The 22,518-nt window shown below is 57.8% G+C and carries 17 protein-coding genes; 12 read left to right on the top strand and 5 right to left on the bottom strand.

The window, feature by feature from the left end:
- Positions 1–51: 51 nt before the first annotated feature.
- The 5 genes from PGR23_RS17075 to PGR23_RS17055 all read right to left on the bottom strand — a co-directional run bounded on the left by PGR23_RS17075 (position 52) and on the right by PGR23_RS17055 (position 3,389).
- Positions 52–1,092, bottom strand: a complete 1,041-nt coding sequence (locus tag PGR23_RS17075; protein ID WP_047044198.1) for an NADP(H)-dependent aldo-keto reductase — start codon at positions 1,090–1,092, stop codon at positions 52–54.
- A 253-nt stretch (positions 1,093–1,345) separates the two neighbouring features.
- Positions 1,346–1,564, bottom strand: coding sequence for a YgdI/YgdR family lipoprotein (locus tag PGR23_RS17070; protein ID WP_004867116.1), 219 nt, complete (start codon positions 1,562–1,564; stop codon positions 1,346–1,348).
- A gap of 123 nt (positions 1,565–1,687) precedes the next feature.
- Positions 1,688–2,401, bottom strand: a complete 714-nt coding sequence (locus PGR23_RS17065) for a TerC family protein (protein WP_045396707.1) — start codon at positions 2,399–2,401, stop codon at positions 1,688–1,690.
- Between the two features lie 63 nt (positions 2,402–2,464).
- Positions 2,465–3,160, bottom strand: a complete 696-nt coding sequence (gene mutH / locus PGR23_RS17060) for a DNA mismatch repair endonuclease MutH (protein WP_047044200.1) — start codon at positions 3,158–3,160, stop codon at positions 2,465–2,467.
- 64 nt (positions 3,161–3,224) lie between these two features.
- Entirely contained in the window at positions 3,225–3,389 is a 165-nt protein-coding gene (locus tag PGR23_RS17055; RefSeq protein ID WP_223683768.1) for a hypothetical protein, read from the bottom strand.
- 453 nt (positions 3,390–3,842) lie between these two features.
- Between PGR23_RS17055 and rppH the strand changes: the two genes are divergently transcribed.
- The 12 genes from rppH to recD all read left to right on the top strand — a co-directional run bounded on the left by rppH (position 3,843) and on the right by recD (position 22,460).
- A complete protein-coding gene (rppH, locus tag PGR23_RS17050; protein WP_015703328.1) occupies positions 3,843–4,373 on the top strand; it encodes an RNA pyrophosphohydrolase in 531 nt (176 codons plus the stop codon).
- Positions 4,374–4,385: 12 nt separating this feature from the next.
- Positions 4,386–6,632, top strand: coding sequence for a phosphoenolpyruvate--protein phosphotransferase (gene ptsP, locus PGR23_RS17045; protein ID WP_015369927.1), 2,247 nt, complete (start codon positions 4,386–4,388; stop codon positions 6,630–6,632).
- A 427-nt stretch (positions 6,633–7,059) separates the two neighbouring features.
- Positions 7,060–7,935, top strand: a complete 876-nt coding sequence (gene lgt / locus PGR23_RS17040) for a prolipoprotein diacylglyceryl transferase (protein ID WP_015369928.1) — start codon at positions 7,060–7,062, stop codon at positions 7,933–7,935.
- A 6-nt stretch (positions 7,936–7,941) separates the two neighbouring features.
- Positions 7,942–8,736, top strand: a complete 795-nt coding sequence (gene thyA / locus PGR23_RS17035) for a thymidylate synthase (RefSeq protein ID WP_045398131.1) — start codon at positions 7,942–7,944, stop codon at positions 8,734–8,736.
- 185 nt (positions 8,737–8,921) lie between these two features.
- Positions 8,922–9,386, top strand: coding sequence for a prepilin peptidase-dependent protein (locus PGR23_RS17030; RefSeq protein WP_063447528.1), 465 nt, complete (start codon positions 8,922–8,924; stop codon positions 9,384–9,386).
- The gene (locus tag PGR23_RS17025; protein WP_430915643.1) at positions 9,377–9,940 is read left to right on the top strand and encodes a prepilin peptidase-dependent protein; all 564 of its coding nucleotides are present in this window, start codon (positions 9,377–9,379) and stop codon (positions 9,938–9,940) included. The genes PGR23_RS17030 and PGR23_RS17025 overlap by 10 nt, the downstream gene beginning before the upstream one ends.
- Positions 9,937–10,344 carry a DUF2509 family protein gene (locus PGR23_RS17020; RefSeq protein ID WP_032715733.1) on the top strand — a complete coding sequence of 136 codons (408 nt, stop codon included), beginning with the start codon at positions 9,937–9,939 and terminating at the stop codon, positions 10,342–10,344. Before PGR23_RS17025 ends, PGR23_RS17020 begins: the two co-directional genes overlap by 4 nt.
- Positions 10,329–10,652, top strand: a complete 324-nt coding sequence (locus tag PGR23_RS17015) for a prepilin-type N-terminal cleavage/methylation domain-containing protein (RefSeq protein WP_015369934.1) — start codon at positions 10,329–10,331, stop codon at positions 10,650–10,652. The genes PGR23_RS17020 and PGR23_RS17015 overlap by 16 nt, the downstream gene beginning before the upstream one ends.
- Positions 10,653–10,664: 12 nt before the next feature.
- Positions 10,665–14,036 carry an exodeoxyribonuclease V subunit gamma gene (gene recC / locus PGR23_RS17010; protein ID WP_396279442.1) on the top strand — a complete coding sequence of 1,124 codons (3,372 nt, stop codon included), beginning with the start codon at positions 10,665–10,667 and terminating at the stop codon, positions 14,034–14,036.
- A 164-nt stretch (positions 14,037–14,200) separates the two neighbouring features.
- Positions 14,201–17,086 carry a pitrilysin gene (gene ptrA / locus PGR23_RS17005; RefSeq protein WP_213797095.1) on the top strand — a complete coding sequence of 962 codons (2,886 nt, stop codon included), beginning with the start codon at positions 14,201–14,203 and terminating at the stop codon, positions 17,084–17,086.
- Complete coding sequence (recB, locus tag PGR23_RS17000) at positions 17,083–20,628, top strand: exodeoxyribonuclease V subunit beta (protein ID WP_396279443.1); 3,546 nt, start codon at positions 17,083–17,085, stop codon at positions 20,626–20,628. The genes ptrA and recB overlap by 4 nt, the downstream gene beginning before the upstream one ends.
- Positions 20,625–22,460 (top strand): exodeoxyribonuclease V subunit alpha, encoded by a 1,836-nt coding sequence (recD, locus tag PGR23_RS16995; protein WP_396279444.1) that lies wholly within the window; start codon positions 20,625–20,627, stop codon positions 22,458–22,460. Before recB ends, recD begins: the two co-directional genes overlap by 4 nt.
- Positions 22,461–22,518 lie beyond the last annotated feature (58 nt).

Below are 22,518 nucleotides of genomic sequence, written 5' to 3'. Positions count from 1 at the left end.
GGGTTGTGTAGCCCGGATAAGGCGCCAGCCGCTATCCGGGGCTTTACTCCCTTACGGCGCCGGGTAGGTATACACCTTATGCGCCGCTTCAATCTCCGCTAACACCTCTTCGCTCAGCTCAAGATGCAAACTCTCGACGTTGGTCTTGAGCTGCTCCATGGTCGTGGCTCCGAGCAGGGTGCTGGCGACAAACGGCTGACGACGCACAAAGGCCAGCGCCATTTGCGCCGGATCGAGATTGTGGCGTTTGGCAATGTCCACATAAGCGGCCACCGCTTTCTGCGCCTGCTCGCCGCTGTAGCGGGTAAAGCGGCTAAATAGCGTATTGCGTGCGCCGGCCGGCTGCGCGCCGTTGAGGTACTTACCGGTGAGCGTACCGAACGCCAGGCATGAATACGCCAGCAGCTCAACGCCCTCATACTGGCTCACTTCCGCCAGCCCCACTTCGTAGCTGCGGTTAAGCAGGCTGTACGGGTTTTGAATCGTGACGATGCGTGGCAGGTCGTGCTTATCGGCCAGATGCAGATAGCGCATGACGCCAAAGGCGGTTTCGTTAGAGACGCCGATATAGCGAATTTTACCGGCGCGCTGGAATTCGGTGAGCGCTTCCAGCGTATCGAGAAGGGTGACCACCGGCGCGGAGTCGCTCCAGGTATAGCCCAGCTTGCCGAAACAGTTGGTCTGGCGCTGCGGCCAGTGGACCTGATAGAGGTCGAGATAATCGGTTTGCAGACGCTTGAGGCTGTCGTGCAGCGCGTCGCGAATATTTTTGCGATCCAGCGCGTGGTTCGGGCGAATGCTGCTGTCGTTATTGCGCGCCGGGCCGCTGACTTTAGAGGCGATAACCAGCTTTTCGCGGTTGCCGCGTTTCGCCAGCCAGTTGCCGACGTAGGTTTCGGTCAGCCCCTGGGTTTCCGGGCGCGGCGGGACAGGATACATTTCGGCGACATCAATCAGGTTGATTCCCTGACTTACGGCGTAGTCGAGCTGTTCATGAGCGTCGGCCTCGCTATTTTGCTCACCAAAGGTCATTGTGCCCAGCCCCAGCGTGCTGATTTCAAGAGAACTGTGTGGGATACGGTGATACTGCATAGCCGGCTTCCTTATTTTTATCAACAAGGTCAGGAGTTTCCCGACAAAACTATCTCCCCACAAACTTCAAAGCGCTTGCAGGCTGATGGGAATAACAACATGGCAGAGGGAGAGAAAAAGAGAAAGGGAAAATATCAAAAAAGCCGGGTCTGGAGATCCTGAAGGGGGCTGCCCTGGGGATATAGCAGGGGGATCCCGACTCTTTTCTGTGGCTGTGGTTGTCGGTAATTATGCTGTTAACCGACGAAAAAGCTTAACGCTTAATAATTTGTGACACGTCGTCGCGGTTGATCTGCATTTTATTGCCTTGCTGATCTTCGTAGCTTATCAAACCGGTGTCATCGTCAACCGCCGGTTTACCGTCGGTAAGAATCATACGTCCGTCTTTTGTCGCCATGACATAATCGCTGCTGCAACCGGAAACCGAGAACGCCAGTCCTACGGCGGAAATCAATACTGCCCATTTTTTCATCGTCATTACCTCTCTTATGGCCGCACCTCGTACCAGTATATTAATAGCCTGATTTGTGAGACATAAAAAGCAGTAAAGTCTTAAAAAGGATTGCAGCCCGCTTCCGGACTGCAATTTTGTGGCTTACAGCGGGTTTTTCTTATTGCGCATCAGGTTGAGGGTTTCGACCGCAATAGAGAAGAACATCGCGAAGTAGATGTAGCCTTTTGGTACATGCACATCGAAGCTCTCCAGCATCAGCGTGAAGCCGACCAGGATCAGAAACGACAACGCCAACATTTTGACCGACGGATGACGGTCAACGAAGTCGCCGATCGGACGTGCGGCAAACATCATCACCCCAACCGCAATCACCACCGCGGCCATCATAATAAACAGATGATCGGAGAGGCCGACGGCGGTAATGACTGAATCAAGGCTGAAGATGATATCCAGCAGCATGATCTGCACGATGGCGCCAAAGAAGGAGTGGACGTTGGTTTTAAGACCTTCTTCCTCGCCTTCAATCGATTCGTGGATCTCTTTACTCGCTTTCCAGATCAGGAACAGGCCGCCGAGCAGCAGGATCAGGTCGCGAAACGAGATCTCCTGACCAAATACGGTGAAGAGCGGGTTGGTGAGCTTAACGACCCAGGCGATAGACGCCAGCAGGCCGAGACGCATCAGCATGGCTCCCATTAACCCGATGCGCCGCGCATGGGCGCGTTGGGCGGTGGGAAGCTTAGCAACAACCAGAGAGAGAAAAATAATATTATCGATCCCGAGAACGATCTCCAGCAGCGTCAGCGTGCCGAGCGCCAGCCAGGCGTTAGGATCGGTTATCCATGCAAATAACATTGTTCAAAGTCCTGCAAAAAATAAAGTGGTAATTATATGCAGGCGTTATGGCAGAACAAAAAATTATTCATGACCTAATAGAAAATGACGCGCCAGCAGCGCGGCGGTGAAGTTCTTTTTCAGATAAAAGCCGCGCGGCAGGGTGAGGATCGGCTCGCCGTGGGCGCCGATCGCTTCCGTTAGCGCCTTGCTGTTGGCCGCCTTTGGGCGTAGTTGCAGCACCTCGCCGTGGCGGGCGGTGATTCGTTCAACCTGGCCAAGCACGATAAGATCCATCAACTCTTCCCAATCCATGCGTAGCTGGCGATCTTCTTCCTCGTCTGGCGTCCACAATAGCGGCGCGCCGACGCGGCGTTCCGCGAGCGGGATCTCGCGTTCGCCTTCTACCGGGATCCACAGCACGCGCTGTAGCTTATGCCGCACGTGGCTGCTTTCCCAGGTCACGCCGCTATTGCCGGTTAGCGGCGCCACGCAAACAAACGTGGTCTCCAGCGGACGCCCCTGGCGGTCGATGGGGATAGTTTTCAGCTCCACGCCTAAGGCGGCGAAATCCTGCTCGGGTTTGCTTCCGGCGCTGGCGCCCAGCCAAATCTCCAGCAGGATGCCAATCCAGCCTTTGTCGCGTTTCAAATCGCGGGGAATGGGGATCCCCGCCAGCGCCGCCAGTTCACCCAGTGAATAACCCGCCAGCCGCTGGGCCTGAGCAAGAAGTTGCTCCTGACTTTGCGGCGGAGCGGTAAGCGGAGCGATGGCTGACATGATGGAAAACCTCTGGTTAAAAAGTGAGCGCTATTTTTGTGCGTTGTGGATAGAGTTTACCTTTTTATGGGTAACTATACCAATGTGATGATTTATATATGTTTTTTGTCCCATTTTTCCGCTTGTGAAAACAGTGAAAACGGGTTTTCCAGAACTGGTCACTGACAATGAACAGGATCTTACACCATGTTATCCACAGAAAAATGGGATAACTGGGGAAAAGCCTCACTACTGGTTCGATTTACAGCCTTGACGTGCGACGAAAATCGAATTTTTAGACAAAATGTGCCCGACGAGTGTGCTTTATCTGTGGATAAAAGCGGCATTGTTCGATCTTTCATCAGTTGCCGGATCGCATATGTGATGATCATCACGTTATGCTGTAATTTGTCGGTATGAACTATGATAACTTAATGAATAGTATGTCATTATTAAGAAGCCCTATCTCTACGTCGTTCGGACTACTCTGGGTTTTCCCTGGTTAATTCCGTACTTCTTCACAACTCTATCCACAGAAAAAGTGAATAAAATGGCCCGGGGATGGCGTTCACTGTTTATAACTCGGGTGATTACTGTGAGTTATTCAAATGTTATTCGTTATCACGCCACACAGAGAGTGGTTTACCGTTTCCAACGAGTGTGAAACAATCATTCACATTGAAGCTTATTTTGAGGTAGTCCGGTGATTGATGACGATGGCTACCGCCCAAATGTCGGCATTGTAATCTGTAACCGCCAGGGCCAGGTGATGTGGGCCCGGCGCTATGGTCAGCACTCGTGGCAGTTCCCGCAAGGGGGCATTAATCCAGGCGAGTCCGCCGAGCAGGCAATGTATCGGGAATTGTTCGAAGAGGTTGGGTTAAGCCGCAAAGATGTGCGGATCCTGGCCTCAACCCGTAACTGGCTGCGTTACAAGCTGCCTAAACGTTTGGTGCGTTGGGACACAAAGCCGGTTTGTATCGGTCAGAAGCAGAAGTGGTTTCTTCTACAACTGGTCGGCAGCGATACGGCTATTAATATGCAAACCAGCAGTACACCTGAGTTTGATGGCTGGCGATGGGTAAGTTACTGGTACCCGGTTCGTCAGGTGGTGTCGTTTAAGCGCGACGTTTACCGCCGGGTGATGAAAGAGTTCGCGGGCGTCACCATGTCGCTTGCTGAAACCACACCAAAGCCGCAAAGCGCGCCTGCTTATCGACGTAAAAGAGGTTAAGCCACGCACATTATGCTCACTCGGTTGCGAGAAATAGTCGAGAAGGTCGCCAGCGCGCCGCGTTTAAACGAGGCGCTGGATATCCTGGTTACGGATGTCTGTAAAGCGATGGAAACGGAAGTTTGTTCGGTTTATCTGGCTGACAACGATCGACGCTGCTATTACCTGATGGCCACGCGCGGGCTGAAAAAACCTCGCGGACGTACGGTCGCACTCGCATTTGATGAAGGTCTCGTGGGCCTGGTGGGGCGACTGGCCGAGCCGATCAACCTGGCCGATGCGCAAAAGCATCCCAGCTTTAAATACATCCCGGCTGTTAAGGAGGAGCGTTTCCGCGCCTTCCTTGGCGTGCCGATCATCCAGCGGCGTCAGCTGCTGGGTGTGCTGGTAGTCCAGCAGCGTGAGCTGCGCCAGTTCGATGAAAGCGAAGAGTCCTTCCTTGTCACCCTCGCCACCCAGATGGCGGCGATTCTCTCCCAATCGCAGCTGAATGCGCTATTTGGGCAGTATCGACAGACACGCATCCGCGCGCTGCCGGCATCATCCGGGGTAGCGATTGCCGAAGGCTGGATGGATGCCAGCCTGCCATTGATGGAGCAGGTCTACGAGGCCTCGACGCTGGATACCGCTTCCGAGCGCGAACGTCTCACCGGCGCGCTGGAAGAAGCGGCGAATGAGTTTCGTCGCTACAGCAAACGCTACGCCGCCGGGGCGCAAAAAGAGACGGCGGCTATTTTTGACCTCTATTCGCACCTGCTATCCGATGCGCGCCTGCGCCGTGAGCTATTCGATGAAGTCGACAAAGGCTCCGTCGCCGAATGGGCGGTGAAAAAGGTCATTGAAAAATTTGCCGAGCAGTTTGCCGCGCTCAGCGATGGCTATCTGAAAGAGCGGGCGGGGGATTTACGTACTCTCGGGCAGCGGCTGTTGTTCCATCTCGACGACACCACCCAGGGGCCGAATACCTGGCCTGAGCGCATTATCCTGGTGGCTGACGAACTGTCGGCTACCACGCTTGCGGAAGTGCCGCAGGACCGCTTAGTCGGGGTGGTGGTGCGCGACGGCGCGGCCAACTCCCACGCGGCGATCATGGTGCGTGCGTTGGGCATCCCGACGGTAATGGGCGCCGACATTCAGCCGTCACTGCTGCATGGCCATATGCTGATCGTTGATGGTTACCGCGGCGATCTATTGGTCGATCCCGAACCGGTGCTGCTACAGGAGTATCAGCGGTTAATCAGCGAAGAGAACGAGCTGAGCCGGCTGGCGGAAGACGATCTCGAACGCGCTTCCGAGCTGAAAAGCGGCGAGCGGGTAAAAGTGATGCTCAACGCCGGTCTGAGCCCGGAGCATGAAGAGAAGCTTGGCAGCTTTATCGATGGTATCGGGCTTTACCGCACCGAAATTCCGTTTATGTTACAGAGCGGCTTCCCCTCCGAAGAGGAGCAGGTCGCCCAGTATCAGGGCATGCTGCAGATGTTTAACAGCAAGCCCGTGACCCTGCGTACGCTGGATATCGGCGCCGATAAGCAACTGCCGTATATGCCGATTAGCGAAGAGAACCCGTGCCTTGGCTGGCGCGGGATCCGTATTACGCTCGATCAGCCGGAGATCTTCTTGATCCAGGTGCGCGCCATGCTGCGTGCCAATGCCGCCACCGGCAACCTCAGTATACTGCTGCCGATGGTCACCAGCCTCGAAGAAGTTGATGAAGCCCGCCGCCTGATTGAGCGCGCCAGCCGTGAAGTCGAAGAGATGATTGGCTATGCGATTCCCCGCCCGCGCCTTGGGGTGATGCTGGAAGTGCCGTCTATGGTCTTTATGCTGCCGCAGTTGGCGAACCGCATCGACTTCATCTCGGTCGGCACCAACGACCTGACGCAATACATCCTCGCGGTCGACCGCAACAATACCCGCGTCGCCAATATGTACGACTGCCTGCATCCTGCTGTATTGCGGGCGCTGGCGATGATCGCCCATGATGCCGAGCGTTTTGGTATCGATCTGCGCCTGTGCGGCGAAATGGCCGGCGACCCGATGTGCGTCACCATCCTGGTGGGCCTCGGCTATCGCCATTTGTCGATGAACGGCCGTTCGGTCGCGCGCGTGAAATATCTGCTACGCCGTATCGATATCGAAGAAGCGCAGGAGCTGTCACGGCGCAGTCTGGAAGCGCAGATGACCACCGAAGTGCGCCACCAGGTGGCGGCGTTTATGGAGCGCCGCGGTCTCGGCGGCCTGATCCGCGGCGGACGGTAACTTACATACTGTTATCGGTTTGCAACTTTTTAAGGGTTTTTCCCGGACGCCGCACGTTGCGCCTTCTCCGGGCTACCAAATCGCATCGTGCTGTAGCCCCGGTAAGCGGCAGCGCCACCGGGGATTTTGAGATCGCCAGCACCAGCAGTGTCAGCCAGCGTGGTGAATAAATTAAAGGCAGGCCGCACGGACCGTAGGTCGGGTAAGGCGTTAGCCGCCACCCGACAAAAAAAACGGCACCGCGAGTAGCGAGCCCGGGAAAAACCGCACTCTGTTAGCATCCGTATACATATCTTTTACACGTTCGGCGCGGATCGCACTACATGCTTATGCTATCATTCGCCTCCTTCGGAGTGCCCGTTTTATGCGGGCACGGATCATCACCGCTGTCCACTTTCGGCGGAATAACAAGTCTTTATGGTGACAGATGAATAGTGGCTACCTGCATTTTCCGGAGTTCGATCCGGTAATATTTTCCATTGGACCGGTCTCTCTCCACTGGTACGGCTTAATGTACCTGGTTGGTTTCGTCTTTGCGATGTGGCTGGCCACCCGTCGGGCTAATCGTCCGGGCAGCGGCTGGACGAAAAATGAAGTGGAAAACCTGCTCTACGCGGGCTTCCTCGGCGTATTCCTCGGCGGCCGTATCGGCTATGTGATGTTCTACAACCTGCCGGTCTTCCTTAGCGACCCGCTATATCTGTTCCGCGTCTGGGATGGCGGCATGTCGTTCCACGGCGGCCTGATCGGCGTGATTCTGGTGATGATTATCTTCGCCAAACGCACCAAGCGCACCTTCTTCCAGGTTTCCGACTTCATCGCGCCGCTGATCCCGTTTGGCCTCGGCGCCGGGCGTCTGGGCAACTTTATCAACGGCGAGCTGTGGGGCCGCGTTGACCCGAACTTCCACTACGCGATGATTTTCCCGGGCTCGCGCGCTGAGGACCTGGCGCTGCTGCCGTCGCATCCGGAATGGCAATCATTATTCGATACCTACGGCGCGCTGCCGCGTCATGCCTCGCAGCTTTATGAGCTGGCGCTGGAAGGCGTGGTGCTATTCCTGATCCTGAATCTGTTTATCCGTAAACCGCGCCCGACCGGTTCCGTTTCCGGCCTGTTCCTGATTGGCTACGGCCTGTTCCGCATTATTGTGGAATTCTTCCGCCAGCCGGACGCGCAGTTTACCGGCGGCTGGGTGCAGTACATCAGCATGGGGCAGATTCTTTCGATCCCGATGGTGCTTGCGGGTATCATTATGATGGTTTGGGCTTATCGTCACCGTCCACAGCAACAAAACTCTTGAGGAACCATGAAACAGTATCTTGATTTGATGCAGAAAGTGCTCGCCGAGGGCACGCCAAAAAATGACCGCACCGGCACTGGCACGATCTCTATCTTCGGCCATCAGATGCGTTTTAACCTGCAGGAAGGCTTCCCGCTGGTGACCACCAAGCGCTGTCATTTACGCTCCATCATCCATGAACTGCTGTGGTTCCTGCAGGGCGACACCAACATTGCCTATCTGCACGAAAATAACGTCACCATCTGGGACGAGTGGGCGGATGAGAATGGCGATCTGGGGCCGGTCTACGGCAAACAGTGGCGTTCCTGGCCTGCGCCGGACGGCCGCCATATCGACCAGATCGGCACGGTCATGGAACAGCTGAAAAATGACCCGGATTCCCGCCGCATCATCGTGTCGGCGTGGAACGTCGGCGAGCTGGATAAAATGGCGCTGGCGCCGTGCCACGCGTTCTTCCAGTTCTACGTCGCCGACGGCAAGCTCTCCTGCCAGCTGTATCAGCGCTCCTGCGACGTGTTCCTCGGTCTGCCGTTCAACATCGCCAGCTATGCGCTGCTGGTGCATATGGTGGCGCAGCAGTGCGATCTGCAAGTGGGCGATTTTGTCTGGACCGGCGGCGACACTCACCTGTACAGCAATCACCTGGAGCAGACTAACCTGCAGCTGAGCCGCGAACCGCGTCCGCTGCCGAAGCTGGTCATAAAACGCAAACCGGCGTCGATTTTCGACTACCGTTTTGAAGACTTCGAAATTGAAGGTTATGACCCGCATCCGGGAATTAAAGCGCCTGTGGCGATTTAATGTCTCTGTAGTGATGACAAACCGGCGCCACCAGCGCCGGTTTTTTTTGCCCTCCGCAAAATTTTGCGAGCCGGATTCCTGCCGTCGTTCAACATCCTGCAACCGCCAAATATTTTCCCGAGCCGCGACGCGAACCGTAGATTTACCATTCGAATTGACACTCAGAGCAACGCATACTCGGCGCCATGAACAGACAGCATGGCTACACCCTAATTGAAATGCTGGTCACCATGATGCTGGTGGTCATCCTCAGCGCCAGCGGTATGTACGGCTGGCAGCGCTGGCAACAGCAACAGCGCCTGTGGCAGGTCGCCTGCCAGGTGCGCGATTATCTCGTTCTGCTGCGCGATGACGCTAACTGGCACAACCGCGATCGCATCATTAACGTCGGACATTCGCCCGCAGGCTGGTGTCTGGGCGTAAGCGGCGTGGAAGCGGACTGTCACGCGAAAACGCCTTTTACCCTGCAGCCGCTGTGGCCGGGAATTACGCTGCAACATTTGACGGCAGGCATCGGTTTTTACGGCCTGCGCAACAGCGCCTGGGCCGGGCATATCCTGCTGCAAAGCGAGGTCGGGTCGTGGCGGATCGTTGTCTCTAACTGGGGGCGCATACGCCTGTGCCGGGAAGGAGAGGAATTATGCCAGTAGCAGTGCGCGGCTTTTCGCTCATTGAAACGCTAATCGCTATGGCGATAGGCTCTGTGTTACTGCTGGGGGCCGCTCGTTTCCTTCCGGCGCTACAGCGCCAGATTCTTCGCCAAACGCAGCAGCAGGCGCTGGAAAACGAACTATGGCAGCGGGTCTATGCGTTAGCCAAACACCTGCAGCGAGCCGGATATTGCGCGGGTCACTGTAATGGTCAGGCGCTGGCGATAGCCGACGGCGGACAGTGCGTCATCGTTCGCTGGGATGGTAACAGTAACGGCACTTGGGATTTGGCGCCGGAGGCCGATGCCGATTCCACCGGTTTTCGTCTGCGCGACGGAGCGCTGGAAACGCGGCGCGGCGTCGCTGACTGCGGCGGTAAAAATTGGGAGAAAATGACCAATCCCGCCGCTATCACGGTCACGCGCTTTCACGTTGAGCGGCAGGCGATAAGCGGCTTTTCTCCTGAACTTATCGTTACCCTGGGGGCGCAGGCGCAATCGGACTCGCGTATTTCTGCCGAGGCGCAATATCGGGTGACGGGGTTCAACCTGTGAAACGCCAGCGCGGAGTTTCATCGCTGCTGATGGTGCTGCTGTTACTGGCGCTGGGCAGCCTGCTGTTGCAGGGGATGAATCAGCAGCAGCGATCTCTGCTGGCGCAGGTGAGCGCCGAAACCCAGGCGATTCGCGATACGGCCGCCGCGCAGTCGGCGCTGCAATGGGGCAAAGGGGTGAACTGGCCGCTGCAGAGCGATGTGGTGTGTCAACAGGAAAACAGCCAACGCTGGCGAGCGTGCCTGCGGCTTTTTAATGATGGCCGCGCGCTGCTTATCGCCGGCAGCGGCACAGTACAGCTGTGGCAGTCAGCATGGGTTGAAAAGGGCGTGCTGCGCTATTTAGCGCATGGCTGGAGCGATTTTTGCCCGTTAAAGGAGAGTGCGTTATGCCTGATGCCGTAGCGCGCCAGCGCGGTTTTAGCCTGGCGGAGACATTATTAGCGATGGCGCTGTTAATCATGACCATCGCGGCGCTTGGCGGTTATCACCGCGGGCTGGCCAGCGGCGCCGCTCAATTGAACGCCTATCGCCAGCAGTGGCGGGAGGCGTGGCGCTTTAGCCAGCTCATTCCCCCGGCACAGCCCGCGCAAGGGCAAATAAGCCGCTTGCAGACATCCAGGCAAAGTTGTGTCAGCATCACGGTAACGATCACCATGCCCGCCGCTAAGCGGGTGCAGATGAACCGGCTACATTGTCCGGCAAATCAGTAGTCAGGAGCGAATATGTTAAGGGTGTACCACTCAAACCGTCTGGATGTGCTTGAAGCGTTGATGGAGTTTATCGTCGAGCGCCAGCGGCTGGATGACCCTTTCATGCCGGAAATGGTGCTGGTGCAAAGTACCGGTATGGCGCAATGGCTACAAATGACGCTGGCAAAGCGCTTCGGCATTGCGGCGAATATCGAGTTTCCGCTGCCGGCCAGCTTTATCTGGGATATGTTCGTTCGCGTGCTAGACGATATTCCCGGCGAGAGCGCCTTCAGTAAACAGAGCATGAGCTGGAAGTTGATGACCCTGCTACCGCAGTATCTCGACGATGACGCCTTCACATTGCTGCGCCACTATCTGAGCGATGACAGCGACAAGCGTAAGCTATTCCAGCTAGCCGCGCGGGTAGCCGATCTGTATGACCAGTATCTGGTCTATCGCCCGGAGTGGCTGATGCGCTGGGAGGCCGATGAACGGGTTGACGGGCTGGGCGACGCTCAGCAGTGGCAGGCTCCGCTGTGGAAAGCGTTAGTCGAATACACCGCGGAGCTTGGGCAACCGCTGTGGCACCGCGCTAATCTGTATCAGCGCTTTATCAGCGCGCTGGAAAATGCTGACCAGCCGCCAGCCGGGCTGCCGTCGCGGGTCTTTATCTGTGGCATCTCCGCGCTGCCGCCGGTGTATTTGCAGGCCCTGCAGGCGCTGGGCAAGCACGTCGATGTCTATGTACTCTTCACTAACCCCTGTCGCTACTACTGGGGCGATATTAAAGATCCGGCGTTTCTTGCCAAACTGATGTCGCGCCAGCGCCGCCGCCACCGCGAGGCGCGCGAGCTGCCGCTGTTCCGCGACACCGAACAGGCGCCGGGGTTGTTTAATGATGATGGCGAGCAGGATGTTGGCAACCCGCTGCTGGCCTCGTGGGGCAAGCTCGGGCGCGATTATATCTATCTGCTGGCCGGGCTGGAGCGCTATGAAGAGCTGGACGCCTTTGTCGATATCGCCCCCGATAACCTGCTGCATAACCTTCAGGCCGATATTCTGGATCTGCGCAACGCCGCGGTGGCAGGGCGCACCGCGCAAGAGTTCGCCAGCAGTAAGAGCAAGCGCCCGCTGGCGATTGAAGACCGCAGCCTGGCTATCCACGTCTGCCATAGCCCGCAACGTGAAGTGGAAGTGCTGCACGACCGACTGCTGGCGATGCTGGAAGAAGACCCGGCGCTGACGCCGCGCGATATTATCGTGATGGTCGCCGATATCGACAGCTACAGTCCCTATATTCAGGCGGTCTTCGGCGCAGCGCGCGGCGAACGCTGGCTGCCGTGGGCGATTTCCGACCGTCGGGCGCGGGAATCGCACCCAGCGCTACAGGCGTTTATCACGTTGCTTTCTCTGCCGGACAGCCGCTTCGCCAGTGAAGATGTGCTGGCGCTGCTGGATGTGCCGGTACTGGCGGCGCGCTTCAATATCAATGAAGAGGGGCTGCGCTACTTGCGTCAGTGGGTCAATGAATCCGGCGTACGTTGGGGTATGGATGACGACAACGTGCGCGAAATGGATCTCCCGGCGACCGGGCAGCACACCTGGCGTTTCGGTTTAACGCGTATGCTGCTGGGGTATGCGATGGACAGCAGTCAGGGCGAGTGGCAGTCGGTGCTGCCCTATGATGAATCCAGCGGGCTGATTGCCGAACTGGTAGGGAATCTCGCGTCGTTACTGATGCAGCTTAATCTGTGGCGCCGCGGTCTGGCGCAGGATCGCCCGCTGGCAGAGTGGCTGCCGGTGTGCCGCGATCTGCTCACGGATTTCTTCCTGCCGGATAGCGACACCGAAGCGGCGCTGGCGCTGATTGAACAGCAATGGCAAGCCATCATCGATGGCGGTCTGGATGCGCAGTACGGGGCTGCCGTGCCGCTATCGCTGCTGCGCGATGAGCTGGCGCAGCGCCTCGATCAGCAGCGGATCAGCCAGCGTTTCCTGGCCGGGCCGGTGAATATCTGCACCCTGATGCCGATGCGCTCTATCCCCTTCAAGGTCGTCTGCCTGCTGGGGATGAACGATGGCGTCTACCCGCGTACACTCGCGCCGCTGGGCTTTGACTTAATGAGCCAAAAACCGCAGCGCGGCGACCGCAGCCGTCGCGATGATGACCGCTATCTGTTCCTGGAAGCGCTGATGTCGGCCGAACAGAAGCTATACATCAGCTACATCGGGCGCTCAATCCAGGATAACAGCGAGCGCTATCCTTCGGTGCTGGTACAGGAACTGGCGGACTATATCGGTCAGAGCCACAGCCTTGAAGGCGATGAAGCGCTGGACTGCGATGCCAGCGAACGCCGCGTTAAGGAGCACATTACCCATCTGCATACGCGTATGCCATTCGATGCCGCCAATTATCTGCCGGATGAAGATCAGAGCTATGCAAAAGAGTGGCTGGCCGCCGCCAGCCAGCAGGGAGAGGCGCATAGTGAATTTATCCAGCCGCTGGCGCCGCTTGCTATCGACACGCTGCCGTTTGAACAGCTATTACGCTTTTGGCAGCATCCGGTGCGCGCTTTCTTCCAGCAGCGTCTGCGGGTGAATTTCCGCTCAGAAGAGAGCGAGATCCCCGAAGATGAGCCTTTCGTACTTGAAGGGCTAAGCCGTTACCAGTTGAACCAACAGTTGCTGAATACGCTGATTGAACAACAGGATGCGTCAGCGATGTATCGTCGTTTTCGTGCGGCGGGTGAGCTGCCCTTTGGCGCGTTTGGCGAACTGGCGTGGGAGGCGCAGCGTCAGGAAATGCAGAACCTGGCTGAGCGGGTTATCGCCAGTCGTCAACCCGCGCAAAGTATGGAGATCGACCTACAGTGCAACGGTATCAATCTCACCGGCTGGCTACAGCAGGTACAGCCGGATGGGCTATTGCGCTGGCGACCGTCGCTGCTGAGCGTCTCTCAGGGCGTGCAACTTTGGCTGGAACATCTTGTCTATTGTGCTAGCGGCGGTCTTGGCGAAAGTCGGATGTTCGTGCGCAAAGAAGGCGAGTGGCGTTTCCCGCCGCTGGCGGCGGAGCAGGCGCAGGCGTACCTGAATGAGCTGGTAGAAGGCTACCTGCAGGGGATGTCAAAACCGCTACTGCTGTTGCCGGAAAGCGGCGGCGCGTGGCTAAAAGCCTGTTACGACGCGGAAAAGGATGTCATGTTAATGGATGACGAAACGCAACAAAAAGCCCGCAGTAAGTTCCTTCAGGCCTACGAAGGTAATATGGTGGTGAGCGGCGAAGGTGCCGATATCTGGTACCAGCGCCTGTGGCGCACTCTGGAGCCTGCGTACTATGAAGAGATTATCGCGCAGGCGCAGCGTTATCTGTTGCCGATATTTCGTTTCCATCAGTCCGAATAAAATTGTAATAGTATAAAAATTGCGCAGAAGAAGGTTGTTCATTTATTATGCGCATCGAATCACGGACTGATGTTGTAAATACCTTGAAGATGGCGTTTTGCCTGATGATGGGTATCCACGCTGATGCTATGCAGCGCGAAGTTTGTTAATGATGAGGTCCGTGAATGCCCCGCAGTTTATGGTTCAAAGTTCTTGTTGTAGTGGTCGCCCTTTGGGCGCCGTTAAGTCAGGCAGACACCGGATGGCAACCGATTCAGGAAACCATTCGTAAAAGCGAAAAAGATCCCCGTCAATATCAGGCCATTCGCCTGCAAAACGGCATGGTCGTGCTGCTGGTATCCGATCCGCAGGCGGTGAAATCGCTGTCGGCGCTGGTGGTGCCGGTGGGGTCATTACAGGATCCGGCCGATCATCAAGGACTGGCGCACTATCTCGAGCATATGACCTTAATGGGCTCGCAGAAGTACCCGCAGCCTGACAGCCTTGCTGAATTTCTCAAAATGCACGGCGGCAGCCATAATGCCAGCACCGCGCCGTATCGCACCGCGTTCTACCTTGAAGTGGAAAATGACGCGCTCAACGGCGCCGTCGATCGGCTGGCTGATGCCATTGCCGCGCCGCTGCTGGATAAAAAATATGCCGAACGCGAACGTAACGCGGTCAACGCCGAATTGACCATGGCGCGCACCCGGGACGGGATGCGCATGGCGCAGGTGAGCGCTGAAACCATCAACCCTGCGCACCCGGCTTCACAATTTTCCGGCGGTAACCTCGATACGCTAAGCGATAAGCCTGGTAGCCCGGTGCTTGATGCGCTGCACGCTTTCCGCGACCGCTGGTACTCGGCAAACCTGATGAAGGCGGTCATCTACAGTAATAAGCCACTGCCTGTGTTGGCAAGCATTGCCGCCGCGACCTACGGGCGGGTGCCAAACCACGACATCAGCAAGCCGGAAATTACCGTACCGGTTGTGACCGATGCGCAGAAGGGCATTGTGATTCACTACGTGCCGGCGATGCCGCGCAAAGTTCTGCGCGTTGAGTTCCGCATTGATAACAACAGCGCTCAGTTCCGCAGCAAGACCGACGAGCTGGTGACCTATATGATCGGCAACCGCAGCCCCGGCACCTTATCCGACTGGCTGCAGAAGCAGGGGCTAGCGGAAGGGATTCGCGCGGATTCCGATCCGGCCGTCAACGGCAATAGCGGCGTGCTGGCCATCTCCGCGACTCTCACCGATAAAGGCCTGGCGCACCGCGATGAAGTTACCGCGGCAATCTTCAGCTACCTGAATTTGTTGCGTACTCAGGGTATTGATAAGCGCTACTTTGATGAGTTAGCCCACGTGCTGGAGCTTGATTTCCGCTATCCGTCGATTAACCGCGATATGGATTATGTGGAGTGGCTGGCCGATACCATGATTCGCGTGCCGGTAGAGCACGTACTGGACGTGGTTAATATCGCCGACCGCTATGATGCCCAGGCGATTAAAGACCGTCTGGCGATGATGACCCCGCAAAATGCGCGTATCTGGTACATCAGCCCGAATGAGCCGCACAACAAAACCGCTTATTTCGTCAACGCGCCTTACCAGGTTGATAAAATTAGCCCCCAGACCTTCACCGACTGGCAGCAAAAATCTGCGGCCATCAAGCTGCAGCTGCCGGCGCTGAACCCCTATATTCCGGATGATTTCACGCTGATTAAGAGCGATAAGGCGTACCCGCATCCGGAGCTTATCGTCGATGAGCCGACGCTGCGCGTGGTGTATGCCCCCAGCCAGTACTTTGCCAGCGAACCGAAGGCCGACGTCTCTCTGGTGCTGCGTAACCCGCAGGCGATGGACAGCGCGCGCCGGCAGGTGATGTTCGCGCTGAATGATTATCTGGCCGGCATTGCGCTTGACCAGCTCAGCAACCAGGCCGCGGTAGGTGGAATCAGCTTCTCGACCGGCGCCAACAACGGTCTGATGGTTAACGCCAACGGCTATACCCAGCGCCTGCCGCAGCTCTTTACCGCGCTGCTGGACGGCTACTTTAGCTATACGCCGACCGAAGAGCAGCTTGAGCAGGCGAAGTCCTGGTATGCCCAGATGATGGATTCGGCGGACAAAGGCAAAGCCTATGACCAGGCGATTATGCCGATTCAGATGCTGTCGCAGGTACCCTATTTTGAGCGCAAAACGCGCCGCGCGCTGCTGCCGTCAATCACTCTGAAAGAGGTGATTAACTATCGCGATAACCTGAAAGCCAGGGGGCGGCCGGAGCTGCTGGTCATCGGTAACATGAGCGCCCGGCAGTCCACCGATCTGGCCCGCCAGATCCAAAAACAGCTTGGCGCCGATGGTAACGAGTGGTGTCGCAACAAAGACGTGCTGATCGACAGCAAACAGCTGGCGATGTTTGAAAAAGCAGGCAGCAGCACCGACTCCGCGCTGGCGGCAGTTTTCACGCCGCCAAACGTCGATGAATACAGCAGCATGGCCGCCAGTTCACTGTTGGGGCAGATTATTCAGCCCTGGTTCTACAACCAGTTACGTACTGAAGAACAACTCGGCTATGCGGTATTTGCCTTCTCAATGAATGTTGGCCGCCAGTGGGGGATGGGCTTCCTGCTACAGAGTAGCGATAAACAGCCTGCTTTCCTCTGGCAGCGCTTCCAGGCTTTCTTCCCGACGGCGGAAGCCAAACTGCGGGCGATGAAGCCGGAAGAGTTTGCCCAGATCCAGCAGGCGGCGATTAGCCAGATGCTGCAGGCGCCGCAAACGTTGAGCGAAGAAGCATCAAAGCTGAGCAAAGATTTCGATCGCGGTAATATGCGCTTCGATTCACGTGATAAAGTAGTGGCTCAGATTAAACTGCTGACGCCGCAAAAACTTGCCGACTTCTTCCATCAGACGGTGGTGGATCCGCAAGGCATGGCACTGTTATCCCAGGTTTCCGGCAGCCAGAACGGCAAGGCGGAATACGCCGCCCCTGAAGGCGGCAAGGTATGGGAAAGCGTCAGCGCATTGCAGAAATCCTTACCCCTGATGCGAGAGAATGAATGACCGAAACCGCTGAGTCTCTTGATCCACTCCGCTTGCCCCTGACGGGCGAGCGGCTGATAGAAGCCTCCGCGGGCACCGGAAAAACTTTTACCATCGCCGCGCTATATCTCCGGCTGCTGCTGGGGCTGGGGGGCGAATCCGCTTTCCCCCGGCCGGTCAGCGTGGAAGAGCTGCTGGTGGTGACCTTTACCGAAGCGGCGACGGAAGAGCTGCGCGGGCGAATCCGTAGTAATATCCACGAGCTGCGGATTGCCTGCCTGCGCGAAAGCGCCAGCGATCCGCTCTACGCATCTCTACTTGCGGAAATTGCCGATAAAAACCAGGCGGCGCAAACGTTGTTGCTGGCGGAACGGCAAATGGACGAGGCCGCGGTCTTTACCATCCATGGTTTCTGTCAGCGAATGCTGAGCCTCAACGCCTTCGAGTCCGGCATGCTGTTTGAACAGCAACTGATCGAAGACGAATCCCGCCTGCGTTATCAGGCCTGCGCCGACTTCTGGCGTCGCCACTGCTATCCGCTGCCGCGCGATATCGCCGCCGTGATCCATGAGCAATGGAAAGGGCCGCGCGATCTGCTCAAGGCTATAGACCGCTGGCTGCAGGGCGAAGCGCCGCAGCTAAAATCGCCGCCGCCCGCGGAAGAGACGCTGGCAAGCCGCCATCAGCAAATCCTGGAACGTATCAATGCGCTGAAGCAGCAGTGGCGGGAGCAGGTGGGTGAAATTGAAAACGTGCTGGAAAGCTCAGGGCTTGATCGCCGCAAGTTCAACCGCGGTAACCAGGGCAAGTGGATCGAAAAGGTAAGCGCCTGGGCGCAGGAAGAAACGCTAAGTTATCAGCTGCCTGATGCGCTGGAAAAATTCTCGCAACCGTTCCTCATTGAGCGCACCAAAGACGGCGGCGAACCGCCTCTGCATCCGCTATTCAGCGCGGTAGAGGCGCTGCTTGCCTCACCGCTGACCTTAAACGATCTGGTTATCGCCAGGGCGATGGTCGAGATCCGCGAAGCGGTCGCCCGCGAAAAGCGGCGTCGAGGCGAACTGGGCTTTGACGACATGCTAAGCCGTCTTGACGACGCGCTACGCGGCGACAGCGGCGAAGCGTTGGCCAGCGCCATCCGCCAGCGTTTCCCGGTGGCGATGATCGATGAGTTCCAGGATACCGATCCGCAGCAGTATCGTATCTTCCGCCGCATCTGGCGTCGCCAGCCGGATACGGCTTTGCTGTTAATTGGCGACCCGAAACAGGCGATTTACGCCTTCCGCGGCGCCGATATTTTTACCTATATGAAAGCGCGCGGCGACGTTGCCGCCCACTATACGCTGGATACCAACTGGCGTTCGGCGCCGGGCATGGTACAGAGCGTTAATCGTCTGTTCGGCCTGAGTGATAATCCCTTCATGTTCCGCGAGATCCCATTCTTGCCGGTGAAGCCAGCCGCTAAAAATCAGACGTTGCGCTTTACCATTGATGAGAAGCCGATCCCGGCGATGAACATGTGGTTAATGCCTGGCGAAGCCGTCGGTTCTGGCGATTATCAGTCCTTTATGGCGCAATTATGCGCGACGCAGATCCGCGACTGGCTCAGCGCCGGCCAGCAGGGGCGCGCGCTGCTGTGGCGCGGCGAAAACGCCGAGCCGGTGCGCGCCTCCGATATCACCGTGCTGGTGCGTAACCGCCTCGAAGCGGCGCTTATTCGCGATGCGCTGCAGCTCTTGTCGATCCCGTCGGTCTATCTCTCAAACCGCGACAGCGTTTTTGAAACCCCGGAAGCGCAGGAATTACTGTGGGTTCTACAGGCGGTACTGGCGCCAGAGCGTGAAAACACGCTACGCAGCGCGCTGGCAACGTCGATGTTTGGCCTTAACGCGCAGGATATCGAAAACCTCAATCAGGATGAACGTGCCTGGGATGCGCTGGTAGAGGAGTTCAGTGAATACCGGCAGATCTGGCGCCAGCGCGGCGTAATGCCGATGCTGCGCGCGCTGATGGGGGCGCGTCATATTGCCGAAAACCTGCTGGCGACCCACGGCGGCGAACGCCGTTTGACCGATATTTTGCATATCAGCGAATTATTGCAAGAAGCAGCGAATCAGCTCGAAAGCGAGCATGCGCTGGTGCGCTGGCTGACGCAACATATCGCCGAACCGGACAGCAATGCTTCCAGCCAGCAGATGCGTCTGGAGAGCGATAAGCATCTGGTGCAAATCGTCACTATCCACAAATCAAAAGGACTGGAATATTCGCTGGTCTGGCTGCCATTTATCGCGCGCTTTCGTAAACAGGATCAGGCGTTTTATCACGACCGCGATTCCTTTGCCGCGGTCCTCGACCTCGGAGAAGGGGAGAATAGCCTTGAGCTGGCGGAAGCCGAGCGCCTGGCGGAGGATTTACGCCTGTTGTACGTCGCCCTGACCCGCGCGGTGTGGCACTGCAGTCTCGGGGTTGCGCCGTTAAGTACCCGCCGTAGCGATAAACCTGGCAACAGCGATTTTCATCACAGCGCCCTCGGCCGTCTGCTGCAGGACGGCGAGCCGATGGACGCGGCGGGATTAACCGCGCGGCTACAGGCATTGTGCAGTGATGATATTGCGCTATGCCTTCCCGATAGCATGGACCAGACGCCGTGGCAGGCGCCGGAAAACGCGCTGCCGCCGCTTTCGGCGCGGACACTTGCACGCCAGGTTATGGACGACTGGCGGGTGACCAGCTATTCCGGCCTGCAGCAGCATGGTTCCAGCGCAGGTCAGGACCTGCTACCGCGTCTCGATATCGATGCCGCGGGCGTGGGCGAGGTGGCGGAAGAGCCGCAGCTCACGCCTCATCAGTTCCCGCGCGGCGCGTCGCCGGGAACATTTCTGCATAGCCTGTTTGAGGATCTCGATTTTAGCCAGCCGGTACCGGTTGACTGGATGGCGCAAAAACTACAGTTGCACGGTTTTGGCGAAGAGTGGGCGCCGGTGTTGAGCGAATGGCTGGACGGCGTGCTGCGAACACGCCTGCCGGGGGCCGAAATCGCCCTGAATCAGCTGGGCGCGCGGGATAAACAGGTGGAAATGGCCTTCTATCTACCGATTGAACAACCGCTGGATCCGCTGCAGTTGGACGCGCTGATCCGCCGCTATGATCCGCTCTCGGCTGATACCCCGGCGCTCGATTTCCGCCAGGTCCGCGGCATGTTGAAAGGGGTTATCGATCTGGTATTTCGTCACGATGGCCGCTATTACCTGCTGGATTACAAATCTAACTGGCTGGGAGAAGACCGCGAAGCTTACACCCAACAGGCGATGACCCAGGCGATGCGCCTGCATCGTTATGACCTGCAGTACCAGCTGTATAGCCTGGCGCTGCATCGCTATCTGCGTCACCGTATTGCCGATTATCACTACGAACGGCACTTTGGCGGCGTCATTTATCTCTTTTTACGCGGCATGGACGGGCAGGAAGGCGGGCAGGGGATCTTCACCACCCGCCCGGCGCAGCCGCTGATTGACGGCCTCGATGCGTTATTTGCTGGTGTTACTCAGGAGGTGGGCTTATGACCATGGATGAACTGCTGTTGGCCGCCGCCGAGCAGCGTCTGCTGCGGCCGCTGGACGTACAGTTTGCGCTGATGGTGGCGCAGGATGCCCCTCCGGCAGTGAAGCTGGCCGCCGCGCTGCTGAGCCGGGATGCCGGCGAGGGGCATGTCTGTCTGCCGCTGTCGCGCCTCAACGCTGAAGAAGCGCTAAGCGGCAAGGCCGGCGAGATCCGCGACCAGTTGCTGGCGATGGCCGGCGCGCCGCAGGACTGGCCTCAATTGTTGCTTTCTTCGTCAGCGGTGAGCCGCGGCGACGAACCGACGCCGATGATTTTATGCGGCGACAGGTTGTACCTGAACCGCATGTGGCGTAATGAACTCACCGTCGCCCGCTTCTTTAATGAGACGAACCGGGTGCTGGAGGTCGATGAAGGGCGGCTAACGGCAACCCTGAATGAACTCTTTCCGGCAACCGACGATATCGACTGGCAAAAAGTTGCCGCGGCGGTGGCGCTGACCCGGCGCATTTCGGTGATTTCCGGCGGCCCCGGCACCGGCAAGACCACCACCGTCGCGAAGCTGCTGGCGGCGCTGATTCAGATTAACGACACGTCGCGCTGTCGAATTCGGCTGGCGGCGCCGACCGGTAAAGCGGCAGCGCGCCTGACAGAATCTCTGGGATCGGCGTTAAGAAAACTTCCGCTTAGCGAGGAGCAAAAAGCGCTGATTCCCGCCGATGCCAGTACCCTGCATCGCCTGCTGGGGGCGCAGCCCGGTAGTCAGCGCATGCGCTACCACGCTGGTAATCCGCTGCATCTGGATGTGCTGGTGGTCGATGAAGCGTCCATGATCGACCTACCGATGATGTCGCGCCTGATTGATGCTTTGCCGGAGCACGGGCGAGTGATCTTTCTTGGCGATCGCGATCAGCTTGCCTCCGTGGAAGCCGGGGCGGTGCTTGGCGATATCTGTGCCTGGGCGACATCCGGCTATACCGCGGCGCGAGCGCAAGAGCTGTCGCGGCTGACTGGCGCAACGGTGCCGGCGGGCGAGGGGCAGATGGCCGGAGCGCTGCGCGATAGTCTATGTCTGCTGCAAAAAAGCTACCGCTTTGGCAGTCACTCCGGCATTGGCAGCCTGGCGCGGGCGGTCAACGCCGGTGCGCGTGCGGACGTGAAAGCGACGTTACGCCAGCCGTTTGACGATATCGTTCTGCGGCCGCTCAGCACTACCGAGGAGTATGAAGCGATGCTGATGGCGGCACAGGAGGGCTACGGCCGTTATCTGCAACTGCGCCGCGAGCAGGCCGCGCCGGAACAGATGATTGCCGCCTTCGGCGAGTTTCAGCTGCTGTGCGCGCTGCGTGAAGGGCCTTATGGGGTAAGCGGCGTGAATGAACAGCTGGAGCAGATGCTCCACCGTAAGCGGGCGATAACGCTACCGCGCCATTCACGCTGGTACGATGGCCGTCCGGTGATGATTTCCCGGAACGATAGCGCGCTGGGGCTGTTTAACGGCGATATCGGCATTGCGCTGGAACGGGACGGCGACCTACGCGTATGGTTCCCGATGCCGGACGGCAGCATTAAATCGGTGCAGCCAAGCCGCCTGCCGGAACACGATACCGCATGGGCAATGACGGTGCATAAGTCGCAAGGGTCGGAGTTCGATCATGCGGCGCTGATCTTACCTTCTCGTAGCGTACCGCTAGTAACCCGCGAGCTGGTTTATACTGCGATAACCCGCGCCAAACGGCGCCTGTCGCTTTATGCCGACGAGCAGGTACTGGCGCAGGCCATCGTGACGCGGACCGAGCGGCGCAGCGGCCTGGCGGAGATTTTCGCTGCTCAGTGAAACCTGAATCTGCCGGGTTCAGTACCCGGCAGCTGATAGGCGGTAATTAAAGGCATAA

It is taken from the genome of Klebsiella sp. 141162 (genome assembly GCF_050600755.1).
Lineage (GTDB): Bacteria > Pseudomonadota > Gammaproteobacteria > Enterobacterales > Enterobacteriaceae > Klebsiella > Klebsiella aerogenes.
Note: the sequence above shows the minus strand (reverse complement) of the source record. Positions and strands in the feature narration are given on the sequence as shown.